Raw genomic sequence first — 12,617 nt, forward strand, 5'->3', positions numbered from 1 at the left:
TACGAAAAGTTTTTCTATTATCGAATCGAAAGATATATTTCAACTTTAATAGTGTGAAAAAAAATTAACGATGTTGGTCAATCAAAATAACATTTCCGTCCGGATCAGTTATCATAAAACCAGCGGGGCCAGAAGTTTTCTCATCCACTTCAGGGTCTATTTTGAGGCCTTTGCTTTTTAGTTCCAGTTGAATTTCTCTAACGTCGTCAAACTTTGTGATGTTGTTAGCATTCTCGTCCCAGCCTGGGTTAAAAGTTAAAATGTTATTCTCAAACATTCCTTGAAAAAGCCCGATTAATGAATTTTCATTTTTCATTATGAGATAATTTTTTTCTAAACCACCGGCAAATACTGAAAATCCCAGCTTCTCATAAAATTGTTTTGATACTTGAATGTCCTTGACACTAAGACTCACTGAAAATGCTCCTAATTTCATATTTTCCTCTTTTTTTATATTGTTTTTATTATTTGATTGCTTAATCTCACTCTTATTGTCGCTTTTATTTGAAACCAAAATATTCATATAGAAACCAAGTCCAAATGAGATTAGAAACCCTATAATTAACACTGTTTTCTTTTTCATTTCATACTATTTTAATGTTAATCGTTTCGCTGGTTTTACTTGCAACTAATAGTTTCCTGTCAAGGTTCATAATCGAACCGCTTACCTATTTGAGCAATCAGGTATCTAAATTACAAATAACTGTATTAATAAACTAAACCTTCTTCCTCCTATCCGTTAAATACTTTCGGATTGGAATATCATAAAAAACCATGGTCAAATAAGCGAAGTAAACTAACAACAGTGTTCCTATTGTGACGATAAAAAACAGCTCAGTCGTTTCCGGTTTGTAGGTCGTATAATAGTTCGCAAATATCCACATCACAGCATAATGTGTCATGTATAAAGGATAAGAAATTTTTCCGGAGAAAATACAGATTTTTTTAAATCCTTCAGTTAGCTTGGCTCCGGCTCCCAATACAATCAATAACGGAAAATAAAACAATACCACGAAAGGTTGCGTCAGCCAATTCCATTCTTCCGTAAAAGGCATTAAAAACGCTAACAACAATAATACAGATAAGCCCAGGAAACCGATGTTTGATTTAATAATCCAATTGGAACGAAAAATCAACATTCCGGCTAAAAAAGAATAGGAAATACGGGCAAAACCATCCCAAAATGTTTCTCCACTCCATCCGCCCAGCAAAGAACCTCCCGCACGACTGCTGGCAAAACAGAGTCCTGCTGCTGCAAAAACGGTTAATAAAAAGAGGGAACGACGGCTTAATTTGTAAAGGAAAAGTGCATACAAAATATTGGCAACATACTCCCAAAACAACGACCAGGCTGGCGCATTTAAACCGAACAAGTTAAAATAACGATCCGGCATACCCGGAAAAGGAATTAGAAATACGGAACTTAGAAATATCAGAATCAATTTACCGGCTTCGTAGGTTTCAGGATGACTGCTAAAAGGGTCATAAAGAAAAGCTAGCAAACCCAATACCGAACCAAAAATAACCAAAGGATGTAGTCTGATTAGCCTTGTCTTAAAGAACGCCGCAAGTCCCATTTTTTCAATGCGATCCTGATGATAGGCATAAGCAATTACAAATCCGGATAGACAAAAGAAAAAGTCAACAGCAAGAAAACCATGCGCAATAAAATTTTTGTTGGGCAAATAAACAATTTCCATAAAATGAAAAATGACAATAGCCAAAGCGGCTACTCCCCTTAATCCATCAAGCATTTCAAAATGTTGTTTTGTCTTTAAAATCTCGGTATCAATTTTTGCCATAATTTATTATTAGTGTTTTATTTTTATTTCAATTCTGTTTGTGGTTATGAGCGGGGGTATCTTCGCAAACACCATCCTTTAGATGAACTTTTGCATCTTCGTCGCCTAATTTGGCTGCTTTTTTCAAATCTTCACAACCGCCAGTTTTGTCATTCAATTTAGTATATTTTAGAAGCGCTCTATTTGAATAGGCATATCCAAAATCTTTATTCAAATTAACTGCTTTTTCAAAATCATCTTTGAAACTTTTCAAACTGTCAATTTCATAATAAGCTCTTCCTCTGTATGCATACGGCTCTTCATTTTCTGGAGATAACTTTATCGCCATTGTATAATTAGCGATTGCTTTATCATATTTTTTTAAGTCTAGATATGCACTTCCACGTGATATGTAAGCTGTCGGATATTTATTATCTATTTCAGTTGCTTTATCGTAACTTTCGATTGCGCTATCTAAATTTCCATTTCGTTGTTCAATGAAGCCTTTCCAATAATGGAATTTTACTAAAGGAAAATTTTGCCCATATATAATCATTGATAGTGCAATGAGAAGAAGAAGAGGGACAATTGTTCCTGCAATAGCTATTATACAATTTTAAAAATTCGATTCTTATTCATAAAACAAAAGTTTGATGATATAGTTGCTAACTTGAATATATTAAATCTGATAAAATCATCCCAATCGACCCGAATTTGGATCACACGCTCTAACAAATATCAGATTATTGTTATTTACACGAAAATATAAAAAAACAACTACAAGTTATCGAACACATCTTTTATTTTTCGAAAGTTTTCTTACTTAAAAATAGTGGTTTCAAAAATAACTCGTTCTCGCAAGTGCGTGAGGGATAGAAACGGCATCCTTTCCTTTTTTCTTTAAAAAGGAAAGATACAGCGTACAGCCCGACCCGGACGGAGTTTACGCAGGATGGGTCACGCCCAAAACTGACCTAAAGCGAATTGTAATTTTATAAAATGTAGTGTAAGTGTGTTAAAAAATTATCATAATATTAGCAGGTAGCCGTTACAAAAAAATGTAATTTGGCACTTTAATTTTGTACTTTAGAACACTTGTTTATACAATTATGGATAAAATAAAAATACTTTGGGTGGATGATGAAATCGACCTTTTGAAACCACATATCTTATTTCTGGAAAAGAAAAATTACGAGGTAACTACCTGTAACAACGGGCTGGATGCGATTGCAATTTTTGAGGAAAACAATTTTGATATTGTTTTCCTGGATGAAAATATGCCTGGAATGAGCGGTTTGGAAACCTTGTCAGAAATGAAGGAGAAAAAATCTTCGGTTCCTATGATTATGATTACTAAAAGCGAGGAAGAATACATTATGGAGGAAGCCATAGGTTCTAAAATTGCCGATTATTTGATTAAACCCGTGAATCCAAACCAGATTTTGTTGAGTTTGAAGAAAAATCTGGATCATTCCCGATTGATTTCGCAAAAAACAACGTTGGATTATCAGAAGGAATTTAGAAAAATCACCATGGAAATGGCGATGGTGAATTCCTATGAGGACTGGATTGAGCTGTATAAGAAATTGATTTTTTGGGAACTGGAATTGGAGAATATCGACGATCAGAGCATGGTTGAAATTTTGGAATCCCAGAAAACAGAAGCCAATTCGCAATTTGGAAAATTCATAGAGCGTAATTACGAGGATTGGTTTGCACCAAAAGCGGATAAACCGGTTCAATCGCACACGTTATTCAAAGAATTAGTGCTTCCTGAACTCAAGAAAAAAGACAAACCTATTTTGTTTGTAGTGATTGACAACTTGCGTTACGACCAATGGAAAGCCTTTGAAAGCGTAGTGGGAAATTACTATAAACTGGAAAAAGAGGTTCCGTATTACGCTATTTTGCCTACGGCTACGCAATATGCGAGAAACGCTATTTTCTCTGGTTTAACGCCTCTTGAAATGGAAAAACAGTTTCCTCAATATTGGAAAAATGACCCGGAAGAAGGAGGAAAAAACCTTTTTGAAGCAGAGTTTTTGACGGCACAATTGAAACGATTGGGTTTGAATATCAAGGAAGATTATTTTAAAATTACGAGTCTTGCCGGCGGTAAAAAACTGGTCGAAAGTTTTAAAGCTTTAAAGAATAATGATTTGGTCACTGTAGTCTACAACTTTGTGGATATGCTTTCTCATGCCAAAACAGAAATGGATGTCGTGAAAGAACTTGCCTCCGATGATAAAGCGTATCGCTCGCTGACATTGAGCTGGTTTAAGAATTCTCCACTGTTAGAAATCATTCAACAGGCTCAAAAAATGGGTTTCAAATTGATTTTGACTACTGATCACGGAACGATAAACGTAAAAAATCCATCGAAAGTGGTGGGTGATAAAAACACCAGTTTGAATTTACGTTACAAAACAGGACGTAGTTTGACATACGAACACAAAGATGTCTATGCGGTAAAAGAACCAAAAAATGTAGGCTTGCCTACCATAAATATGAGCAGTTCTTATATTTTTGCAAAAAATGATTTGTTTTTGGCGTATGTCAACAACTACAATCATTATGTGAGTTATTACAAAAACACATATCAGCATGGTGGAATTTCATTGGAAGAAATGATTATTCCTTTTTTGGTTTTTAACCCAAAATAAAAAAAGTGGTCAGTTTGCAGAAAAAAAAGCACTGAACACTAATTACTGAACACTGAACACTTAAAATTATGAATATCATTTTTTCTTTGGACCAACTCGAAGAAGTAGCCAAACAAATTATTGCGCATAACCCCAAAAAAGTGATTCTTTTCCATGGGGAAATGGGCGTAGGAAAAACGACTTTGATCAAGGAATTGTGTAAAACGCTTGGCGTAACAGGCGCTACAAGCAGCCCAACCTTTTCTTTAGTTAATGAATACGAAGCTAATGACAATCAACTAGTTTATCATTTTGATTTTTATAGGCTGAATGATGAAGTAGAAGCTTTGGACATGGGTGTTGACGATTATTTGTATTCCGGCAATTGGTGTTTTATAGAATGGGCCGAGAAGATTCCAAATTTGATTCCTGAAACACATTCGGTTATAACTATTTCACTGCTTCCTGATGGAAAACGTTCTTTAGCATTAAGTTAAAAAAGTAATTATGAGTTTAGAAAATATTGTAGAAATCATACCTTATTCAGCCGCTTTAAAAGAACCCATAAAAACCTTAAACCTGGAATGGCTGAAAAAATATTTCAAGGTGGAATCCAAAGACGAAATCGTGCTTTCGGATCCGCAAGGTCAAATTATAGACAAAGGCGGAATGATTTTTTATGCTAAATACAATGATGCCATCGTAGGTACCGTTTCCTTAATGAAAATTGATAACACGACCTATGAATTGAGCAAAATGGCGGTAACGGATGGTGTTCAAGGTTTGGGAGTTGGAAAAAAATTGATGCTGCATTGCCTTGCTGTTACTGAAGCAAAAGGAATTGAAAAGCTGATTTTATATTCGAACAGGAAATTACTTCCGGCGATTCATTTGTATGAAAAATTTGGTTTTACAGAAGTGCCTTTGGAAGATGGTATTTATGAAAGAGCCGATATAAAAATGGAAAGAATAACCAATTAATTTCAGCATTAAATGCGGGGACATTTATCAAAACGGATAATGCACTTTTTTTAAAAGTTTTTACGTAAATTGTACCCTTAATTTAACAACAGCAATGTCAATTACTATAACTCCATTCACAAAACAACAGCTATTGCCACAAGAGGAAAAACTTGAGGTTGCAAGAAAAAAAAGCGAGCTTTTTATAGGTGTCCCAAAGGAAACCAGTTATCAGGAACGCCGTATTTGTCTTACTCCAGACGCTGTAAACTCGCTGACCTATCATGGGCATCGGGTAATGATTGAGGCTGGCGCAGGACTAAATTCCAGTTATACAGATAAAGAATATTGTGATGCCGGTGCCGAAGTTACCAGTGATACCAAGAAAGTTTTCAGTTGTCCGATGATATTGAAAGTAGAGCCGCCAACGCTTACCGAAATTCAAATGATGAATCCTGAAACGATTGTAATATCAGCCATACAATTGAAAACCCGAAAGAAAGTCTATTTTGAGGCTTTGACAAAAAAGAAAATTACCGCTCTTGCTTTTGAATATATAAAAGATGAAGACGGTACGTATCCTGCAGTGAAATCGTTAAGCGAAATTGCCGGAACAGCCTCCATTTTAATTGCTGCCGAGTTAATGATTACCAATGAATTTGGAAAAGGGTTATTATTCGGGAATATTACAGGTGTTCCCCCTACCGATGTTGTAATTCTGGGCGCAGGAACTGTTGGAGAATTTGCCGCTAAAACCGCTATTGGTTTAGGTGCAAATGTCAAAGTTTTTGATAATTCTATTACAAAATTACGCCGTTTACAGAATAATTTGAATCAGCGTATTTTTACTTCTACCATACAACCAAAATCTTTATTGAAAGCATTGAGACGATGTGACGTAGCAATTGGCGCTATGCGAGGAAAAGAGCGTTGTCCCGTGATTGTTACAGAAACCATGGTCGAACACATGAAATACGGCGCTGTAATTGTGGATGTGAGTATTGATACCGGCGGTTGTTTTGAAACTTCGGAAGTGACTTCACACGAGAAGCCTACGTTTATCAAAAACAATGTGTTGCATTATTGCGTGCCCAATATTCCTTCCCGATATTCCAAAACCGCATCGCTTTCCATAAGCAATATCATAACACCTTATTTGATGCAAATTGCCGCAGATGGTGGTATTGAAAGAGCTATTCGTTGTGATAAAGGATTGAAAAATGGCGTTTATATGTACCACGGAATCCTCACAAATAGTGCCATTGGCGATTGGTACGATTTACCAAACAACGACATTAATTTAATTGTTTTTTAAGAAAACTTTCTTCTACCTTTGCCAAAAATTTAATTCATGAAGTTTATACATCGTTTTGCTTATTACTTAGTAGGCCTAGTTATAGGATTGTTTTTTGTAGCATTAGTTTTTAGTGGTAAAGATACCCGTTGTAATTATTTTCCAAATGCAAGAGTCTTAAATGATTTGAGAAATAAACCCTTCCATTATTCTGATAAAGCATCACATATTTTGGCTGAAAAATGGATTGACACTTCTGATATAAAAAACACCTTACAATTTGGCGATGTAGATTTTGATAACAGTAATATTGAACTTAAAAAAGGAAAATTATATATCATCGAAGGAAAAACAATCAAAAACCAAGAGATTACTTTGAAGGTGATTAATTACTCCGATAAAGCCGTTTTAGAAGATATTATAAAAAAATAGACACTTTATAAGTGTTCTTTATGGTTGAATCCTACCAATAATAATAATAATATAGCAATTTGGGCGTGACCCTGCAGATTGCTTCGTCGTTCCTCCTCGCAACTTCGGGTCGTGCTGTACGTTCCCGCTTTTTTTTGAGAGGCTGAAACGCCTCTCAAAAAAAGAGCTCCACTTCCATCACTCACGCAAAGCAGTGTGAAATACCTATTTGCTTTTCAAACAACATGATTAATCTAAAGAAATCCAGTTAATTAATCCTATTCCATTTTGTTTTAAATACTCATTCGTTTTACTGAAATGTTTATTCCCGAACCATTTCCCTTGATTCGCGCTCATAGGCGAAGGATGCCCCGATTCTAAAACCAAATGCTTATTTCGGTCAATTTTCAATCCTTTTTTATGGGCGAAATTACCCCAAAGCAAGAAAACAACATGTTCTTTTTCTTCCGAAATTTTTTGGATTACTGCATCGGTAAAAACATTCCATTTCAAGTGTTTATGACTGTTCGCATTGTCTTCTCTAACGGTCAGCGAGGCGTTCAATAATAAAACGCCCTGCTTTGCCCAAGCTTCTAAATTACCGGAAGTGGGCATGAAAATAGCCCCCAAATCATCACTCATTTCCCGAAAAATATTGCGCAACGAGGGCGGAATTCGGACACCATCATTTACCGAGAAACACAAACCATTGGCTTCGCCTTTACCGTGATACGGATCCTGACCAATGATAACCACTTTTACATCTTTGAAGCTGCAATAGTTAAACGCAGCAAAAATCAATTCTTTGGGAGGATAACAGGTATGATTTTTGTACTCCTCAGTAACAGTTTCCATTAAATCCTGAAAATAGGGTTTCTTAATTTCATCAGATAAAATAGATTGCCAAGAGGAATTGAGATTGATTTGCATGTAATTTATTTTGCCGTAAAGTTCGCAAAGTTTTTCGCAAAGTCCACTAAAAAAATTAATGCATTTCACTTTGAATCTTTGTAACTTTGAACCTTTACAACTTAGATTATAAAATGATATCCATCACCGAAAAAACATTACAAGATTTACAATTTCCGACTGTTCTCGAAACCATATCGACAATTTGTAATACTGACATTGGAAAACAAAAAGCATTAGAAATCACCCCTTTTAAAGACAAGGAAACGTTGATGCAAGCATTAATGCAAACCTCAGAATATGTTTCGTCTTTCCAAAATAACAATGCCATTCCCAATCACGGTTTTGACGCGATCACGCATGAGATAAAATTTCTGGCCATTGAAGACAGTTTCTTGGAAGTGGGCAGTTTTAGAAAAATTGCCACGATATCTTCAACGGTAAATTTCCTATTGAGTTTTTTGAGAAAATTTGAGGATTATTATCCAAATTTAAATGCCAGAGCAAATCAAGTCGAACTGACCAAAGAAATCATAACGATGGTCGATGAAATAGTCGACAAATATGGTGAAATAAAAGACAATGCCTCTCCGGATTTATTAAGCATCCGCAGGAATATGAATGTAGTCCGTGGCAAAGTCAACCAAAGTTTCGGATCAGCATTGACACAATACAATTCGCTTGGCTATTTGGATGATATCAAAGAAAGTTTTGTACAAAACAGGCGTGTTTTGGCAGTTTTAGCGATGTACCGTCGTAAAGTAAAAGGGTCGATTCTGGGAAGTTCAAAAACAGGAAGTATTGCCTATATCGAACCTGAGGCTACCTTACAATATTCTCGGGAACTGAGTAATCTAGAATACGAAGAGAAAGAAGAAATCACCCGAATTTTAAAACAGTTATCCAATCAGATTCGTCCTTTTTTACCGCTGTTAATCAAATTTCAGGATTTCCTGAGTGATATTGATGTAATTGCTGCTAAAGCAAAATATGCCGACAGAATAAATGGGATTTTGCCAAAAATTACGGAAGAGCGCCGACTTTATTTTAGAGATGCCTATCATCCTATTTTGTATTTGAATAACAAACAGAAAAACGAAATTACGCATCCGCAAACCATAGAATTACATCAGGAAAGTAGAATAATTGTTATTTCGGGGCCTAATGCCGGAGGAAAAACAATCTCGTTAAAAACTGTTGGATTACTGCAATTAATGCTGCAATCAGGAATATTGATTCCCGTTCATGAACGCAGTGAAACCTTTTTATTTGATAGAATTTTAACGGATATTGGAGATAATCAATCTATTGAAAATCATCTAAGTACCTATAGTTACCGATTAAAGAACATGAACTACTTTCTAAAGAAATGCAATAGAAAAACAATGTTCCTTATTGATGAATTTGGTACGGGCTCTGATCCTGAATTGGGTGGCGCATTAGCCGAAATATTCCTGGAAGAATTCTACCATCGTGAAGCTTTTGGGATTATTACCACCCATTATTCAAACCTAAAAATTCTAGCTAACGAATTGCCTTTTGCCACCAATGCCAACATGCTTTTTGATGAGAAATCATTGGAACCCATGTATAAATTAGCTTTGGGTCAAGCAGGAAGTTCATTTACGTTTGAAGTTGCTTTAAAAAACGGAATTCCTTTCAGCTTAATCAATCGAGCCAAAAAGAAAATTGAAGTCGGAAAAGTACGTTTTGATAAAACCATTGCAACCCTTCAGAAAGAACGATCTAAGATGGAGAAAACTTCGCAAACGCTAAAAGAAGAAGAAACCAAAGCGCGTGAAGAAGGTAAAAAGATGGAAAATATTAATGTGAAAATAAAGCAAAAACTGGAAAGCTATCAGGAATTGTATGACAGTAACCAGAAGACAATTTACATTGGTCAAAAAATTGAAGACATCTCGGAGAAATATTTCAACAATAAGAACAAGAAAGAACTGCTTGGTGAATTTTTGAAAATCATTGAAATCGAAAATTCAAAACGCAAAAAAGCGACACCTAAAGAGGCTAAAGCGATTATTGAAAAGAAAAAAGAAGTCATTGAAGAAATTACGGTTCACGTAGAAGAAATCCGCAAGGAGAAGAAAGAAAAGAAACTGAAACCCGTAGTTGTAAAACCGAAAGCGATTTTAAAAGTAGGCGATCGTGTGCGAATGCTAGACGGAAAATCAGTGGGAAGCATTGATAAGATTGAAAAAAACAAAGCGGTGGTGAATTACGGTGTGTTTACTTCGAAAGTGAGTTTGGATGAATTGGAATTCGTTGAAGCAGGGAAAAAGTAAGCAGTACTCAGTAATCAGTCTTTAGTATTCAGACGAAAAATAAATTTCGACTTTGTTAATAATTTTAAATTCTAAATTATGCTCGATATTCCTAAAGACAAAAAAATTATTCTCTTTGATGGCGTTTGCAATCTTTGCGATATAACTGTTCAAAAGATCATTAAGCATGATACAAAAGATGTTTTCAGGTTTGTTGCCCTGCAATCTGATTTAGGTCAAAAAATCATCAAACATCTGGGTATTGATATTAAAAAAACGGATAGTATTATATTGTATCAGCCTGGTTTTGCATATTATTATAAATCAGAAGCGGTTTTGGAAATTGCAAAAAATTTAGGTGGAATATTTTATTTCGGCTCCTTATTTTCGATATTACCCACTTCATTCAACAACTACATTTACGATTACATTGCTAAAAACCGCTACAAATGGTATGGAAAAAAGGAAACTTGCCTGATACCCACAAAAGAGCTTCGAGCTAAGTTTTTATAATAAATGAATCAATTAGGATAAAAAAATAGTACAAAAAAAGAGGATGACCAATGGACATCCTCTTGCTACTATTAAATTAATTAGAATGAATTAACTTCTAATTAATTTTCTGTATTTCAATCGTTTTGGAGTTAAATCACCACCTAAACGTTTTTTCTTATTTTCTTCGTATTCAGAGAAACCACCTTCAAAATAATATACTTCAGAGTTTCCTTCGAAAGCTAAAATATGCGTACAAATTCTGTCCAAGAACCATCTGTCGTGCGAAATTACTACGGCACAACCTGCAAAATTATCCAAACCTTCTTCCAAAGCTCGAAGCGTATTGATGTCCAAATCATTCGTAGGCTCATCCAGTAAAAGTACGTTTCCTTCTTCTTTCAAAGTCATTGCAAGGTGCAAACGGTTGCGTTCCCCTCCAGAAAGTGTAGCTACTTTTTTGTTTTGATCACTTCCACCAAAATTGAAACGGCTCAAATAAGCTCTCGAATTCACTTGACGTCCGCCCATCATGATTAATTCCTGACCATCAGCAAAGTTTTCCCAAATTGACTTATTAGGATCAATATTAGAGTGCGCTTGATCGACATAAGCGATTTTTACCGTGTCTCCAATTGAAAATTCTCCAGCATCTGGTTTTTCTTCGCCCATAATCATCTTGAAAATAGTGGATTTACCAGCACCGTTTGGCCCGATAATCCCAACAATTCCTGCTTGTGGCAAAGTAAAATTTAAATTATCATATAACAATTTATCGCCAAATGCTTTAGAAACATTTTTGGCTTCAATTACATTTGTTCCTAAACGAGGACCATTTGGAATATAAATTTCCAGTTTTTCATCCAACTGTTTTTGATCTTCATTCAAAAGTTTGTCGTAGTTCTGCAAACGTGCTTTTTGTTTCGTTTGACGGCCTTTGGCACCTTGACGAACCCAGTCCAATTCGCGTTCTAAGTTTTTTCTACGTTTTGAAGCTACTTTTTCTTCGAGTGCCATACGGCTTGATTTTTGGTCCAACCAAGAAGAATAATTCCCTTTCCAAGGAATACCTTCTCCTCTATCCAGTTCAAGAATCCAACCTGCTACATTGTCCAAAAAGTATCTATCGTGCGTTACTGCAATTACAGTTCCTGAGTATTGTGCTAAATGCTGTTCTAACCAAAGTACACTCTCAGCATCCAAGTGATTCGTAGGCTCATCCAACAGTAAAACATCAGGTTGTTGCAACAACAAACGACATAAAGCTACGCGACGACGTTCACCTCCTGAAAGGTTTTTAATAGGTGTATCTCCTTCTGGCGTGCGTAAAGCATCCATAGCGATTTCTAGCTTGGTGTCGATTTCCCAAGCACCCAATGCATCAATTTTATCTTGTAAAAGCGCTTGACGATCCATCAATTGCTCCATCTTATCTGCATTTTCATAGACTTCCGGCAAACCAAAACTATCATTGATTTTATTGAATTCGTCCAGAACAGCCATCGTTTCAGCAACACCCTCTCTTACAATTTCGATAACGGTTTTACTATCATCTAAAATAGGATCCTGTTCTAAATAACCCACTGTATAACCCGGTGCAAAGACAACATCGCCTTGGTAGTTCTTGTCAACTCCGGCAATAATCTTCAATAAAGAAGATTTCCCTGAACCATTTAAACCCAAAATACCAATTTTTGCTCCGTAAAAGAAACTCAAATAGATGTTTTTAAGAACGGGTTTGTCTGCTCCTTGATAGGTTTTACTCAATTTTTGCATTGAGAAAATCACCTTTTTATCGTCTGACATATTTATTTATGGTTTTAATTTTTAAAAGAATACAAATATAGCA

13 protein-coding genes are annotated in these 12,617 nt (G+C 35.5%); 7 read left to right on the top strand and 6 right to left on the bottom strand.

Annotated elements, in window-relative coordinates; all coding sequences use genetic code 11:
* Positions 1-64: 64 nt before the first annotated feature.
* The 3 genes from E0H99_RS15015 to E0H99_RS15025 all read right to left on the bottom strand — a co-directional run bounded on the left by E0H99_RS15015 (position 65) and on the right by E0H99_RS15025 (position 2,337).
* Complete coding sequence (locus tag E0H99_RS15015; protein ID WP_131997528.1) at positions 65-436, bottom strand: VOC family protein; 372 nt, start codon at positions 434-436, stop codon at positions 65-67.
* 280 nt (positions 437-716) lie between these two features.
* Entirely contained in the window at positions 717-1,802 is a 1,086-nt protein-coding gene (locus tag E0H99_RS15020; RefSeq protein ID WP_131997367.1) for an acyltransferase family protein, read from the bottom strand.
* A 28-nt stretch (positions 1,803-1,830) separates the two neighbouring features.
* The gene (locus E0H99_RS15025) at positions 1,831-2,337 is read right to left on the bottom strand and encodes a tetratricopeptide repeat protein (protein WP_131997370.1); all 507 of its coding nucleotides are present in this window, start codon (positions 2,335-2,337) and stop codon (positions 1,831-1,833) included.
* A gap of 553 nt (positions 2,338-2,890) precedes the next feature.
* Here E0H99_RS15025 and E0H99_RS15030 point away from each other — a divergent pair.
* From E0H99_RS15030 to E0H99_RS15050, 5 genes are all read left to right on the top strand, one after another.
* Positions 2,891-4,444, top strand: coding sequence for a response regulator (locus E0H99_RS15030; RefSeq protein WP_131997373.1), 1,554 nt, complete (start codon positions 2,891-2,893; stop codon positions 4,442-4,444).
* 68 nt (positions 4,445-4,512) lie between these two features.
* Positions 4,513-4,920 (top strand): tRNA (adenosine(37)-N6)-threonylcarbamoyltransferase complex ATPase subunit type 1 TsaE, encoded by a 408-nt coding sequence (gene tsaE / locus E0H99_RS15035; protein WP_131997376.1) that lies wholly within the window; start codon positions 4,513-4,515, stop codon positions 4,918-4,920.
* Positions 4,921-4,930: 10 nt separating this feature from the next.
* Positions 4,931-5,404 (top strand): GNAT family N-acetyltransferase, encoded by a 474-nt coding sequence (locus E0H99_RS15040; RefSeq protein ID WP_131997379.1) that lies wholly within the window; start codon positions 4,931-4,933, stop codon positions 5,402-5,404.
* Between the two features lie 94 nt (positions 5,405-5,498).
* Positions 5,499-6,698, top strand: coding sequence for an alanine dehydrogenase (locus tag E0H99_RS15045; protein WP_165930236.1), 1,200 nt, complete (start codon positions 5,499-5,501; stop codon positions 6,696-6,698).
* Between the two features lie 36 nt (positions 6,699-6,734).
* Entirely contained in the window at positions 6,735-7,109 is a 375-nt protein-coding gene (locus tag E0H99_RS15050; RefSeq protein ID WP_131997382.1) for a DUF4258 domain-containing protein, read from the top strand.
* A gap of 5 nt (positions 7,110-7,114) precedes the next feature.
* Here E0H99_RS15050 and E0H99_RS15055 read toward each other — a convergent pair whose 3' ends face one another.
* Positions 7,115-7,294 carry a hypothetical protein gene (locus E0H99_RS15055; RefSeq protein ID WP_131997385.1) on the bottom strand — a complete coding sequence of 60 codons (180 nt, stop codon included), beginning with the start codon at positions 7,292-7,294 and terminating at the stop codon, positions 7,115-7,117.
* A gap of 43 nt (positions 7,295-7,337) precedes the next feature.
* Complete coding sequence (gene ung / locus E0H99_RS15060) at positions 7,338-8,018, bottom strand: uracil-DNA glycosylase (RefSeq protein WP_131997387.1); 681 nt, start codon at positions 8,016-8,018, stop codon at positions 7,338-7,340.
* A 113-nt stretch (positions 8,019-8,131) separates the two neighbouring features.
* On the opposite strand from ung, the gene E0H99_RS15065 reads away from it, so the two are divergent.
* Together E0H99_RS15065 and E0H99_RS15070 are read left to right on the top strand one after the other, a co-directional pair.
* Positions 8,132-10,297 carry an endonuclease MutS2 gene (locus E0H99_RS15065; protein WP_131997390.1) on the top strand — a complete coding sequence of 722 codons (2,166 nt, stop codon included), beginning with the start codon at positions 8,132-8,134 and terminating at the stop codon, positions 10,295-10,297.
* A 78-nt stretch (positions 10,298-10,375) separates the two neighbouring features.
* On the top strand, positions 10,376-10,789 hold the full coding sequence (locus tag E0H99_RS15070; RefSeq protein WP_131997393.1) for a thiol-disulfide oxidoreductase DCC family protein: 414 nt from the start codon (positions 10,376-10,378) through the stop codon (positions 10,787-10,789).
* 90 nt (positions 10,790-10,879) lie between these two features.
* Here the strand turns inward: E0H99_RS15070 and ettA are convergent, their stop codons facing one another.
* Positions 10,880-12,574, bottom strand: coding sequence for an energy-dependent translational throttle protein EttA (gene ettA / locus E0H99_RS15075; RefSeq protein ID WP_131997396.1), 1,695 nt, complete (start codon positions 12,572-12,574; stop codon positions 10,880-10,882).
* Between the last annotated feature and the right edge of the window lie 43 nt (positions 12,575-12,617).

The organism is Flavobacterium sp. GT3P67 (assembly GCF_004349155.1).
In the GTDB taxonomy this organism is placed as follows: Bacteria; Bacteroidota; Bacteroidia; order Flavobacteriales; family Flavobacteriaceae; genus Flavobacterium; species Flavobacterium ranwuense.

Bases quoted from the DNA above. Each gene is read 5' to 3' on its own strand.
- E0H99_RS15045 (WP_165930236.1), top strand. From the start codon at position 5,499: ATGTCAATTACTATAACTCCATTCACAAAACAACAGCTATTGCCACAA.
- ung (WP_131997387.1), bottom strand. From the start codon at position 8,018: ATGCAAATCAATCTCAATTCCTCTTGGCAATCTATTTTATCTGATGAA.
- E0H99_RS15050 (WP_131997382.1), top strand. From the start codon at position 6,735: ATGAAGTTTATACATCGTTTTGCTTATTACTTAGTAGGCCTAGTTATA.
- E0H99_RS15070 (WP_131997393.1), top strand. From the start codon at position 10,376: ATGCTCGATATTCCTAAAGACAAAAAAATTATTCTCTTTGATGGCGTT.
- E0H99_RS15040 (WP_131997379.1), top strand. From the start codon at position 4,931: ATGAGTTTAGAAAATATTGTAGAAATCATACCTTATTCAGCCGCTTTA.
- E0H99_RS15065 (WP_131997390.1), top strand. From the start codon at position 8,132: ATGATATCCATCACCGAAAAAACATTACAAGATTTACAATTTCCGACT.
- E0H99_RS15030 (WP_131997373.1), top strand. From the start codon at position 2,891: ATGGATAAAATAAAAATACTTTGGGTGGATGATGAAATCGACCTTTTG.
- tsaE (WP_131997376.1), top strand. From the start codon at position 4,513: ATGAATATCATTTTTTCTTTGGACCAACTCGAAGAAGTAGCCAAACAA.
- ettA (WP_131997396.1), bottom strand. From the start codon at position 12,574: ATGTCAGACGATAAAAAGGTGATTTTCTCAATGCAAAAATTGAGTAAA.
- E0H99_RS15020 (WP_131997367.1), bottom strand. From the start codon at position 1,802: ATGGCAAAAATTGATACCGAGATTTTAAAGACAAAACAACATTTTGAA.
- E0H99_RS15025 (WP_131997370.1), bottom strand. From the start codon at position 2,337: ATGATTATATATGGGCAAAATTTTCCTTTAGTAAAATTCCATTATTGG.
- E0H99_RS15015 (WP_131997528.1), bottom strand. From the start codon at position 436: ATGAAATTAGGAGCATTTTCAGTGAGTCTTAGTGTCAAGGACATTCAA.